This is a genomic window from Pseudomonas wuhanensis, assembly GCF_030687395.1.
Lineage (GTDB): Bacteria > Pseudomonadota > Gammaproteobacteria > Pseudomonadales > Pseudomonadaceae > Aquipseudomonas > Aquipseudomonas wuhanensis.
Genome location: NZ_CP117430.1, coordinates 2,200,702 through 2,212,837, shown reverse-complemented (window position 1 = coordinate 2,212,837; position 12,136 = coordinate 2,200,702). Strand labels below are relative to the sequence as shown.

The following is a 12,136-nucleotide window of genomic DNA, read 5'->3' as shown; positions in this document are numbered from 1 at the left end:
TTTGTCGAGCAAGGCCTGAATGCCCTGATGAGGCAGGCCCGAGCTCCCCGGAGAACCTGATGAAAAAACTAAAACTGGTGATGATCGGCAACGGCATGGCCGGGGTTCGTACCCTGGAAGAGCTGCTCAAGCTGAGTAACGAGCTGTACGACATCACGGTCTTCGGCGCCGAACCCCATACCAACTACAACCGCATCCTGCTGTCGCCCGTGCTGGCCGGCGAACAGACGTTCGAAGAGATCGTGCTCAACGATCTGGACTGGTACCTGGAAAACAACATCAAGCTACTGCTCAACCGTAAAGTGGTGGAGATCGACCGGGTCAAACGCCGGGTCATCGCCGAAGACGGCACCGAGGCCGAATACGACCGCCTGCTGATTGCCACCGGCTCGACCCCGTTCATCCTGCCGATCCCCGGCAATACCTTGCAGGGTGTGATCGGCTACCGCGACATTGCCGATACCCAAGCGATGATCGACACCGCCAAGACCCACAAACATGCCGTGGTCATCGGCGGCGGCCTGCTGGGCCTTGAAGCCGCCAACGGCTTGATGCTGCGCGGCATGCACGTCACCGTGGTGCACATCGGCGAATGGCTGCTGGAACGGCAACTGGATAAAACCAGCGGCCAACTCCTGCAAACCGCCCTGGAAGCCCGTGGCCTGCATTTCCGCCTGTGCGAACAGACCCAAGCCCTGCACGACGCCGGCAATGGCCGGGTCGGCTCGGTGCAGTTCAAGAACGGCGACATCATCCCCGCCGATCTGGTGGTGATGGCCGCCGGTATTCGCCCCAATACCGAACTCGCGGAAAAATCCGGCATCCCGTGCAACCGCGGGATTCTGGTCAACGACACCCTGCAAACCTACGACCCTCGGGTCTACGCCATCGGCGAATGCGCCAGCCACCGTGGAATCGCCTACGGCCTGGTCGCGCCGCTGTTCGAACAGGCCAAGGTGTGCGCCAACCACCTCGCCCAATTGGGTTTCGCCACCTACAAGGGTTCGGTGACGTCGACCAAATTGAAAGTCACCGGCATCGACCTGTTTTCCGCCGGCGACTTCATGGGCGGCGAAGGCACCGAGACCATCACCCTCTCCGACCCGATTGGCGGGGTCTACAAGAAACTGGTGATCAAGGATGACGTGCTGGTCGGCGCCTGTCTGTACGGCGATACGGCAGATGGCGGTTGGTATTTCCGGCAGATCCGTGAGAACCATGCCATCGGCGAGATCCGCGATCACCTGATGTTTGGCGAAAATGCTTTAGGCGATGTAGGACACCAAGGCCAGGACAAAGCCATGAGCATGGCCGACACCGCCGAAGTCTGCGGCTGTAACGGCGTGTGCAAAGGCACCATCGTCAAAGCCATTCAGGAACACGGGCTGTTCAGCGTCGACGACGTGAAGAAACACACCAAGGCTGCCAGCTCCTGCGGCTCCTGCGCCGGCCTCGTCGAACAGATCCTGATAAACACCGTGGGCGGCGCGGCGGACGTCAAACCGAAAAGCGAAAAAGCCATCTGCGGTTGCAGCGACCTCAACCACGGGCAAATCCGCCAGGCCATCCGTGACCAGCACCTGCTGACCATCGCCGGCACCATGAGCTACCTGAACTGGCGTACCCCGAACGGTTGCGCCACGTGCCGTCCGGCGCTCAACTACTACCTGATTTCCACCTGGCCGGGCGAAGCCAAGGACGACCCGCAATCGCGTCTGATCAACGAACGCGCCCACGCCAACATTCAGAAAGACGGCACTTACTCTGTAGTCCCTCGGATGTGGGGCGGTGTGACCAATCCTTCTGAGCTGCGGCGCATTGCCGACGTGGCCGACAAGTACAACGTACCGATGGTCAAGGTCACCGGCGGCCAGCGTATCGACTTGCTGGGGATCAAAAAGCAGGACCTGCCTGGCGTCTGGAAAGACCTGGACATGGCGTCCGGCCACGCCTACGGCAAATCCATCCGCACCGTGAAAACCTGCGTCGGCAGCGAGTTCTGCCGCTTCGGCACCCAGAACTCCACGCAATTGGGCATCGAGCTTGAGCACGACCTGTTCAACATGTGGTCGCCGCACAAAGTGAAACTGGCCGTTTCCGGTTGCCCACGCAACTGCTCGGAAGCGGGGATCAAGGACGTCGGAATTATCGGCGTAGACTCCGGCTGGGAAATGTACATCGGCGGCAACGGCGGGATCAAAACCGAAGTTGCAGAGTTTTTCGTCAAGCTGAAAACCGCCGAAGAAGTACGCGAATACAACGGCGCATTCCTGCAGCTGTACCGCGAAGAAGCCTTCTACCTCGAACGCACCGTGCACTACCTGCAACGGGTCGGCATGGAACACATCAAGAAAGCCGTGCTGGAAGACCCGGAGCGGCGCAAGGCCTTGAACGATCGCCTGCAATTTTCCCTGTCGTTCGAACAGGACCCTTGGAAGGAACGCCTCGAACAGCCACTGCTGAAAAAAGAATTCGAGGTCATTCCCGTGAAGAACCTGGAGGTGTCGGTATGAACTGGCTGGATATCTGTGCACTGGAAGAGATCAACACCCTTGGCTCGCGGATCATCGCAGGCCCGAAAGGCGACATCGCGATTTTTCGTACGAGCGACGATGAGGTTTTCGCCCTCGACGACCGCTGCCCGCACAAGGGCGGGCCGCTGTCCCAGGGTTTGATCTACGGCAAGCGGGTGGCCTGCCCGCTGCACAACTGGCAGATCGACCTGGAAACCGGCGAAGCCCAAGCCCCGGATATCGGCTGCGCCCACCATCATTCGGCACGAGTCGAGAACGGCCGCGTGCTGCTGGCCCTACGGGAAGCAAGCTGATGGACCGTCAAATCACCGCCTCCACCTGCTGCTACTGCGGGGTCGGCTGCGGCGTGCTGATCGAACACGACGGCGAGCGCATTCTCGGCGTCAGCGGCGATCCGGCACACCCGGCCAACTTCGGCAAATTGTGCAGTAAAGGTTCGACCCTGCACCTGACCGGCGACCTGGCCGCACGGGCGTTGTACCCGGAACTGCGCCTGGGCAAAGGCCTGGCCCGCAGCCGCACCGACTGGGACACTGCGCTCGATCACGCCGCCAACGTTTTCGCCGAAACCATCGCCGAGCATGGCCCGGACAGCGTTGCATTCTATATCTCCGGGCAGTTGCTGACTGAGGATTACTACGCCTTTAACAAACTGGCGCGAGCGCTGGTGGGCACCAACAACATCGACAGTAATTCGCGGCTATGCATGTCTTCGGCAGTGGTCGGCTACAAGCGCAGCCTCGGCGCCGACGCTCCGCCTTGCAACTACGAAGACCTGGAATTGAGCGACTGCGTGATGATCGTCGGCAGCAACATGGCCTACGCCCACCCGATCCTGTTTCGTCGCCTGGAAGAAGCCAAATCCCGCCGCCCACAGATGAAAGTCATCGTCATCGACCCTCGGCGCACCGACACCTGCGATTTGGCTGACATGCATTTGGCGATTCTGCCCGGCACCGATGTCGCCTTGTTCCATGGGATTTTGCATCTGTTGCTGTGGGAAGACTGGGTCGACCGCGATTTTATCAAGGCCCACACCGAAGGCCTGGCCGAGCTGAAAAACCTGGTGCGCGATTACACCCCGACAATGGTTTCGCAACTCTGCGGCATCAGCGTCGAGCAACTGCAGCAATGCGCGCAATGGGTCGGCACTTCGCCGAGTTTTCTGTCGCTGTGGTGCATGGGGCTGAATCAGTCCACCGCCGGCAGCGCGAAGAACAGCGCGCTGATCAACCTGCACCTGGCCACCGGGCAAATCGGCCGGCCCGGCGCAGGACCTTTCTCGCTGACTGGTCAGCCGAATGCCATGGGCGGCCGGGAAACCGGCAGTTTGTCGAACCTGCTGCCAGGTCATCGCGAAGCGGCCAATGCCGAACACCGCGCGCAAGTGGCCGACTACTGGGGCGTTGATCAACTGCCCGCGAACACCGGGCTGACCGCCATCGAACTGTTCGAGCAGATGCGCAGCGGCAAGATCAAAGCCCTGTGGATCGCCTGCACCAACCCTGCACAGTCGCTGCCGGATCAGACCGCTGTGCGCGAAGCACTGCAAGCCTGTCCATTCGTGGTGTTGCAGGAAGCCTTTCGCACCACCGAAACCGCCGCGTTCGCCGACCTGCTGCTGCCCGCCGCCAGTTGGGGCGAAAAGAACGGCACAGTCACCAACTCGGAACGGCGCATTTCCCACGTCCGTCAGGCCATCGGCGCACCCGGTGAAGCACGGCCCGACTGGGCGATCACCGTGGATTTCGCACAGCGCCTGGAAAAATATCTTCGCCCTGAAGCAACCAGCCTGTTTGCCTTTGAAACCCCGGCGCAGGTTTTCGACGAATACAAACACCTGACTCGCGGCCGCGACCTCGATCTGTCCGGAATCAGTCATGAATTGATCGACCAACTTGGTCCGCAGCAATGGCCCTTCCCCGCCGGTGCCCGCGAAGGTACTGCACGGCTGTACCTCGACGGAGTTTTCCCGACCGCCAGCGGGCGCGCACAGTTCGTGACCGACCCGTATCGCGCCGCCAAGGAACAACGCGATGCGCGCTTCCCTCTGACCCTGATCACCGGCCGCCTGCGCGATCAATGGCACGGCATGAGCCGCACCGGCACCGCCGCGCAGCTATTCGGCCATGTCAGCGAAGCCGTGTTGAGCCTGCACCCGGATGAACTGCGTCGGCACCGCCTGCAACCTGGCGATCTGATCAATCTGAAAAGTCGCCGGGGCTCGGTGATCGTGCCGGTCAGCAGCGATGACAGCGTACGTCCGGGCCAGGCGTTCCTGCCGATGCACTGGGGCGACCGCTTTCTCAAGGGCGGCGTGAATACCCTCACCCTTCCCGCCTTCGATCCGTTGTCGAAACAACCGGAACTCAAACACAGCGGTGTGCGACTCGAGCCTGTGCAATTGCCTTGGCAGCTTTTCGCCCTGATAGAGGGCGATGTTCAACAGCATTTGGAGACGCTGCGACCGCTCTGCGAGGCATTTTCCTACGCAAGCCTCAGCCTTACCGGCCGTGAGCGCCCTGCATTGCTGATACGCGCCGCCAGCCCTACCGCGCCTGAGCCGCAGCTGTTGCGTGATATCGATCAATGCCTGGGACTCAACGATGGCCCGGTACTGGCCTACGACGATCCTCGGCGCTCAATCGGCAAGCGGGTACGGATCGAGAACGGTCGGATCACCGCGATTCGCCTGGCCGGCGAAACCCTCGCTCAGCACTGGCTGCAAAGCCTGTGGCTCGAAGGTCGCGCCGACGAACAGCTACGCCGCTGGCTGCTGGCGCCTTTGAGTGCGCCACCGGGCAGCGCCGGCAGCCCGGCATCGGGCACCAAAACCCTGTGCAACTGCATGAACGTCAGCCAGAACGCGGTCTGTGCCGGCATCAGCCGTGGCCTGGACTTGCAGGGCTTGAAACAAGAGTTGGGCTGCGGCACGCAATGCGGCTCCTGCGTCCCGGAAATCAAGCGTTTGCTGGCCGCCACTGCGCAGCCAGTCGCCGTCACCTTGTGAGGAAAACACTATGAACGCAAAAGTCTGGCTGGTGGGTGCGGGTCCTGGCGACCCTGAATTGCTGACCCTCAAGGCGGTTCGAGCGTTGCGCGAAGCGGACGTGGTGCTGATCGACGACCTGGTCAATACCGCGGTACTGGAGCATTGCCCGAATGCGCGGATTATTCCCGTGGGCAAGCGCGGTGGCTGTCGCTCCACGCCTCAAGCCTTCATTCATCGCCTGATGTTGCGTTATACCCGCCACGGCAAATGCGTGGTGCGGCTCAAGGGTGGCGATCCGTGCATCTTCGGGCGCGGCGGTGAAGAAGCGCAGTGGCTGCGTGAGCGTGGCGTCGAGGTTGAGTTGGTCAATGGCATCACCGCGGGTCTTGCCGGTGCGACCCAATGCGATATTCCGCTGACGCTAAGGGGCGTCGCGCGTGGCGTGACACTGGTCACGGCGCACACTCAGGATGACAGCAGCCTGAACTGGCAGGCCCTCGCACAAGGGGGCACCACGCTGGTGATCTACATGGGCGTGGCGAAGCTCAGTGAAATTCGCGAGCAACTGCTGGCTGGCGGAATGGCAGCCGATACGCCTGTGGCGATGATCGAAAATGCTTCCCTGCCGCACCAACGGGAATGTCGGAGCGATCTGACCGCGATGGAGAAAGATGCCTGCGCCTTTGAATTGAAAAGCCCAGCCATTTTGGTGATTGGAACCGTGGCAGCCTGTGCAACGTCATCTCTATGGGAGCGCGGCTTGCCCGCGATGATGGCGGCCGATCAATCAGCCTGAACCTAACTTCCCCTCTCCACTAAATCCCTCATCACCAAATCGCAGACAAAAAAAAGCCCGGCCTAAGCCGGGCTTTTCCAGAGCTGCGAGCTAATTACTTAGCGCTAGCTTCAACCTGCGCTTCTACGCGACGGTTTACAGCGCGACCAGCGTCAGTTTTGTTGTCAGCAACTGGGCGGGATTCGCCGTAGCCAACAGACTGAACGCGGGACGATTCAACACCGTACTGGTTGGTCAGAACTTGCTTAACGGCGTTTGCACGACGCTCGGACAGTTTCTGGTTGTAAGCGTCAGGACCGACGGAGTCAGTGTGACCTTCAACAGTAGTAGTGGTGGATGGGTACTGCTTCATGAAGTCAGCCAGGTTTTTGATGTCGCCGTAGCTGTTAGGCTTGACTACCGACTTGTCGAAGTCGAATTTCACGTCCAGCTCAACACGAACAACTTCAGCAACTGCTGGGCAGCCATCAGCGTCAACAGTTACGTTGGCTGGGGTGTCCGGGCACTTGTCAACGTTGTCGCAAACGCCATCGTTGTCGCTGTCGGCGCAAACTTCAGCTGGTGCTGGAACTGGAGCAGCAGCAGGCTTGGAGCCGCCACCGAAGTTCACACCGATACCAACGCTAGGAGCCCACTCGGTGTCGCCCTGGTCGATGTTGTACTGAGCTTCAACGCCGGCACGGGCGTAGAAGTTCTCGGTGAAGTACAGCTTGGCACCGCCGCCAACGTTGGCGAAGGTGGAACCGTTACGACCGCTTTTGCCGTTCTGACCAATGCTTTGGTCGGAGAAGCCAGCCGATACGTACGGACGCAGCATGTCGCCCGGGTTGTTGAAGTGGTACAGAGCATCCAGAGCGGTGTTGGAGCCCTTGATGTTACGGCCATCTTCGGCACGTGCGTTGTGCACTTCGTCGTAGGCCAGACGCAGTTCAACGTCGTCGGTCAGGAAGTAACCAACAGAACCGCCGAACAGGTTGCCGTTGTTCTTGAAGTCACGAGCGCTATCGAACATTTCTTTCTTAGCGAAGCCTTCGATTTCAACTGCGCCTTGGCCTTGTGCCAGAGCGCCGAACGAAGTGGCAGCAATAAGAGAACCAATGGCCAAGCCCAAGGTGTTTTTCAGTTTCATCCGTTAAATCCCCATCTGGTGATTGTGAAGCAGTCCCGCAAACCGGGGGACAACTCGGCGGCAAGTCTATCAGAACTTGCCTACACGTAAGAGATATTTGCGCCGAACTAAGTTTCAGCAATGCCTGCAAATTTCTCACGTAATTTGTCTAGAGCGCGTTTGTAACGCATTTTTGTCGCACTCAAACCCATGTGCATTATGTCTGCGATCTCCTGAAATTCCAGCTCTGCGACAAATCGTAGCACCAGAATCTCTCGGTCGATCGGGTTCACATACACCAGCCAGCGATCAAGTCCGCCCTTCTCCTCGGGTTTCGGCGCCTTTTCTTCAGACGCTTCCTCAAGGGGGTCCAGACTCAAAGCGTCCATCAAGCGACGCTTTCGCCGTTCTTTCCGATACTGCGTGATGCACTCGTTGTACGTGATGCTATACAGCCATGTCTTGAACTTCGATTTCCCCTCGAAGTTCTTCAGGCCGTACAGCACCTTCAACATCACTTCCTGACAGACATCATCTGCGTCACGATCGTTCCCGAGATACCGTGCACAAACGTTAAATAGTGTTCGCTGGTAACGCCGCATCAGTTCTTCATAAGCGCGCGTTACGTGAAACAGCTCGGTATGCGAGCGCGCGACCAACTCCTCATCAGAGAGCTCGCGGGGGTCGTAGCGCGTGGAGAGCGATTGAGCTTTATTCAAAACAAGTCTGGCCGACAGTCAGGTCAATGTCCGCCGCAGTCCTTCAGGACATTTTGCGGCGGCATACATTAGCAGGATTTGCCGGGTTAGCGGCTACTCACATGCTGCTCCAAGAGAATCCGATTCGAGAGAGAGACTAGCTCACCCTCATCGGTCAACACGGTGGTTTTAACCGTGCCGATCTCTTCGATCTGACCTTCGACCTCGCCAACTCGCACTTGTTGCCCTACCTGATACAACTCACGCACATAGATTCCCGCAAGAATCTGACCGGCAATTTCCCGGCTTCCCAAGCCCATGGCCAGCGCAACCGCCAGACCAACGGTAATCAAGACGATCACGATCACATGGTTGAGCAGGTCAGTTTTGACCTCCAACTGGCTGATCGCAACCGAAATACTGATGATGATCACCAGGCCCTGAGCAATTCGCCCCAGGCCCGCGGCGTAATCAAGTCCTACGCCTTCTGCCGCGCCACGCACCAGCCCATTGGCCAGTTGCGCCAGCAAGACACCCACCAACAGCACCAGCGCAGCGCCGAATACTTTCGGCAAATACAGCGCCAACATGTCCAGCGTAGCCGAAACTCGCTCAAGTCCAAGTGATTCTGCCGCCGAAACCAGAAAAATCAGCAGAACGAACCAATAGACGATCTTGCCGATCAGCGTCGAGATAGGCACTTGTAGGCCGGCGCGGGACAGCAACTTGGTCAGCCCCGTGCCGCCCATCAGGCGATCGAGGCCCAGTTTGGCAAGCAATTTGGAGAGCAGCGTGTCCAGCAGTTTGGCCACGACAAAACCCAGCAGCAGCACAACCAATGCGCCGAACAGGTTCGGAATGAAGTTCGCAACTTTGGTCCATAACGCAGTCATTGCAGTGACGAGGCTCTGAGTCCAGAGATCAAGTTCCATATTCAATCAGCCTTATCAGCAGTGCGTGCGGTAGGTTTACGAAGACGGGAAACCGGCGAGATATGGGCCGATCCGTTATTCAGGGCGATCATCAGCGCGGGCAACCAACGGCCCAGCAGGCTGAACAGATCGCCGGCACCGACCTGGCGGTTGGCGGTTTTCAGCACGCGACCCAAGCAAGCATCGTCGTCACGGCTGGACGGCGAAGCTTTGAGCATGTCACGCAAAGACTGTTCAAACGGATCGTGCATACGCACCTCTCGTGATATCTGTGAAAGACGCGGTCAAATTTGGTCGGGTCACATGACTCATCATCAGAACCAGCGCAAACGTCGGAATAGCCACCACTGCCCCAGCGCTACCGAGCCTGCCAGCAAGCAGGCGATCAGGAAGCCATAAGGGCTGGTGGAGAACGGAATACCGCCGACGTTGATGCCCAAAAGACCGGTCAGAAAACTCATCGGCAAAAAGATCCCGGTGATGATCCCGAAGCGGTACATCGTGCGGTTCATGCGCACGCTCAGACGCCGGTCTTCGGCCTCCAGGACCAGCCCCACGCGCTCCCGGGTCAATTCCAGCTCCTCGAGATAACGGGTCAGGCTGTTGTTCAATTCGTTCCAGTAATCGCCATCGTCTTCAACGAACCATGGCAGTTTTATCCGCGTCAGCTGACCGAAAATATCCCGCTGCGGTGCCAGAAAACGTTTCAGTGCGGCTGCTCTGCGACGGATCTGCAAAACGGCCCCATGCTCCGGTGTATACCGTTCGTCGGTATCCAGCTTTTCTTCTTCCTCATCGACGATTTCCGAGAGGCAGCCGACCAGATCCTGCACTTTATTAGTGAGGTATTGCGCCATATAAAGGATCAGTTCGGAAGCGGTTCTCGGCCCTTTGCCTTCGGCCAGTTGCACCAGCAACTCATCGGTGGCGCGCAACGGCCGCAGACGCAGGGAGATCACCCGCTGGGCCGAACCGAAGATCCGCACCGAGACCATGTCTTCCGGCTCGGCACCTGGATTGAGGTTGATCCCGCGCAGAAACAGTAACAGCTCGGAGTCCGGCAGCGGCAAAAGACGCGGCCGGGTGTTCTCTTCCAGCAACAAGTCGCAACTAAATTCACTCAGACCGCTGTATTTACGCAGCCAGGTCTGGGTTTGCGGGTGACTACGATCCCAGTGCAGCCACAGGCTTTCATGGGCCTGCAACTGCAAGTCATCGAGTTCAGTCCGGGCTATCGAACGCGCACCGCCTTTACCGTCCAGCACCAGGGCATGCACCAGCCCCCACTGCGCGTTTTCTTCCTCGAACATCCTCACCCCTTTGTTGAAACGCGCTTTATTCAGGCATCTTCAGCGGGCTTGGCGAAATGATCACGCCGTTGTTGTCCGCATAAACATAGTGACCCGGGTGGAAGGTCACACCCGCGAAGGTCACGGCAATATTGAGTTCACCCACACCGCGTCGGTCGGTTTTCATCGGGTGACTGGCCAGGGCCTGAACCCCCAGATCGGTTTGCGCGATGACGTCGACATCGCGAATGCAGCCGTAGATCACCAGCCCTTCCCAACCGTTATTGGCGGCTTTCTCGGCCAGCAGGTCGCCCAACAGCGCGCGGCGCAGGGAACCGCCACCGTCTACCACGAGCACTTTACCGTTACCCTTGAGCGCGACTTGCTCCTTGACCAGCGAATTATCTTCGAAACATTTGATGGTCACGATTTCGCCACCGAAAGAATCACGGCCACCGAAATTGCTGAACATCGGTTCCAGCACCTGCACCAGCTCCGGATAGGCGTCGCACAGGTCAGGCGTAAGGTAATGGTTCATCGAGAAACTCCTGTAAAAAGGAAGACAATCGAGTAGACCGCAGAGGCGGGCCAAGGCTGAACGGCTGCAAACGCGCCGATCGAATCAATCACCAAAAGTGACCAGAACCGCTTAATGCGTCATATCTTAGCCGCAAGCCGTTCAGAGCGAAATGCCCTTGTTAGAGCATCAGGCTCAAACGGCCGCGGCCAAATCCGGCTTTCCACCCAGCAAAGGTGTCTGTTGATCCGCCAGCCAACGCGCCACCAACGGCCAGACTTCAGTCTGTGAAGCCTTGCTCACAAGCATTTCCACATGACCGAAATTATCGCCAAAACCTTGCTCGCGGCCAAGGGTGATGAATTGCTTGTGCTCGGAGCCGACCTGATCGAACAGCTTGCGGCAGGCCCAGGTCGGGTCCTGATGATCGCCTGCGGCGCTCACGGCCAGCACTGGCAACTGAACCTCGGCCAAACCCGCCCACCAGTCCTTGTCGGCATCGCCAAAGCGGCCGAACAGTCCGTACCAGCGCATGCTTTCCAGGGCCAGGCCAATCGGCTCATCCTCCGGGCCGCGCTTGAGCCGTGAACCTGACAGTTGGGCAAATCGCTTGAGAATGAAGCGCCCGCTCCACTCCACCGGCGGAAACTTCAACGGCCAGTAGGTGCGGCTGACCTGCGTGCCAAAAAACGCCGCAGAGGCCACGGCAGGTTCGCCCAGGTACTGACCGCCCAATGCCGCAGCCAGGGTAATGCCACCCAGCGAATGACCGATCCAGTGTGGGACCTGGCCGCTTTGCTCGCGCACGAACGCGCCAATGGCCGGCAGATCGTAACGCGCGTAGTCAGCGACGCGGTTCTTGCGATAGTCCTGATTGCGCTGAGACAGCCCATGGCCGCGCATTTCCGGAATCCACACATCGAAGCCCAGACGCGTCAGATAAGCCCCCAACCCCAGACCTTTGGGAGAGAACCAGAACCGTCGATTGGAAAAGCTGCCGTGCAACAGAATGACCGGCACGCCACGCACCGCCGGCTCATCGGCCAGGCCCAAGCGGGTCACAGCCAGTTCGACGGTGCCGTCGGGGCTGTTACCGGGTTTCAAACGATAGACGTCTTCGCTCAGATCACCGCGCCGCTCGGCGCTGATCAGGGCGACAGGAAATAGGTTGCTGCTGCTTTGCATAATGCTCTTGCACAAAAAAGGGCGGCGTCCAGAGGAGCCCGCCCTACTTGAATCTTAAAACCCCGGCCCACCGAAGCGGGCCGGG

At 59.1% G+C, this 12,136-nt stretch carries 11 protein-coding genes; 4 read left to right on the top strand and 7 right to left on the bottom strand.

The window, feature by feature from the left end:
* The first annotated feature begins 59 nt into the window (after positions 1–59).
* The 4 genes from nirB to cobA are packed head-to-tail and all read left to right on the top strand — an operon-like array spanning position 60 to position 6,322.
* Positions 60–2,513, top strand: coding sequence for a nitrite reductase large subunit NirB (gene nirB, locus PSH88_RS10315; RefSeq protein WP_305426123.1), 2,454 nt, complete (start codon positions 60–62; stop codon positions 2,511–2,513).
* Positions 2,510–2,827 (top strand): nitrite reductase small subunit NirD, encoded by a 318-nt coding sequence (gene nirD, locus PSH88_RS10310; protein WP_007902067.1) that lies wholly within the window; start codon positions 2,510–2,512, stop codon positions 2,825–2,827. The genes nirB and nirD overlap by 4 nt, the downstream gene beginning before the upstream one ends.
* Complete coding sequence (locus PSH88_RS10305) at positions 2,827–5,544, top strand: nitrate reductase (protein WP_305426122.1); 2,718 nt, start codon at positions 2,827–2,829, stop codon at positions 5,542–5,544. Before nirD ends, PSH88_RS10305 begins: the two co-directional genes overlap by 1 nt.
* A 10-nt stretch (positions 5,545–5,554) precedes the next feature.
* Positions 5,555–6,322: a uroporphyrinogen-III C-methyltransferase gene (gene cobA, locus PSH88_RS10300; protein ID WP_305426121.1), complete on the top strand. Its 768-nt coding sequence runs from the start codon at positions 5,555–5,557 to the stop codon at positions 6,320–6,322.
* A gap of 94 nt (positions 6,323–6,416) precedes the next feature.
* Here cobA and PSH88_RS10295 read toward each other — a convergent pair whose 3' ends face one another.
* From PSH88_RS10295 to PSH88_RS10265, 7 genes are all read right to left on the bottom strand, one after another.
* On the bottom strand, positions 6,417–7,451 hold the full coding sequence (locus tag PSH88_RS10295) for an OmpA family protein (protein WP_305426120.1): 1,035 nt from the start codon (positions 7,449–7,451) through the stop codon (positions 6,417–6,419).
* 107 nt (positions 7,452–7,558) lie between these two features.
* Positions 7,559–8,149 (bottom strand): RNA polymerase sigma factor SigX, encoded by a 591-nt coding sequence (sigX, locus tag PSH88_RS10290; RefSeq protein WP_017337463.1) that lies wholly within the window; start codon positions 8,147–8,149, stop codon positions 7,559–7,561.
* Between the two features lie 86 nt (positions 8,150–8,235).
* On the bottom strand, positions 8,236–9,060 hold the full coding sequence (locus tag PSH88_RS10285; RefSeq protein WP_007902078.1) for a mechanosensitive ion channel family protein: 825 nt from the start codon (positions 9,058–9,060) through the stop codon (positions 8,236–8,238).
* Positions 9,061–9,062: 2 nt separating this feature from the next.
* Entirely contained in the window at positions 9,063–9,311 is a 249-nt protein-coding gene (locus tag PSH88_RS10280; RefSeq protein ID WP_007902080.1) for a hypothetical protein, read from the bottom strand.
* 63 nt (positions 9,312–9,374) lie between these two features.
* Complete coding sequence (locus PSH88_RS10275; RefSeq protein ID WP_217858229.1) at positions 9,375–10,370, bottom strand: zinc transporter ZntB; 996 nt, start codon at positions 10,368–10,370, stop codon at positions 9,375–9,377.
* Between the two features lie 25 nt (positions 10,371–10,395).
* Complete coding sequence (gene rraA, locus PSH88_RS10270) at positions 10,396–10,887, bottom strand: ribonuclease E activity regulator RraA (RefSeq protein WP_305426119.1); 492 nt, start codon at positions 10,885–10,887, stop codon at positions 10,396–10,398.
* Positions 10,888–11,061: 174 nt separating this feature from the next.
* The gene (locus tag PSH88_RS10265; protein ID WP_305426118.1) at positions 11,062–12,051 is read right to left on the bottom strand and encodes an alpha/beta fold hydrolase; all 990 of its coding nucleotides are present in this window, start codon (positions 12,049–12,051) and stop codon (positions 11,062–11,064) included.
* Positions 12,052–12,136: the final 85 nt, after the last annotated feature.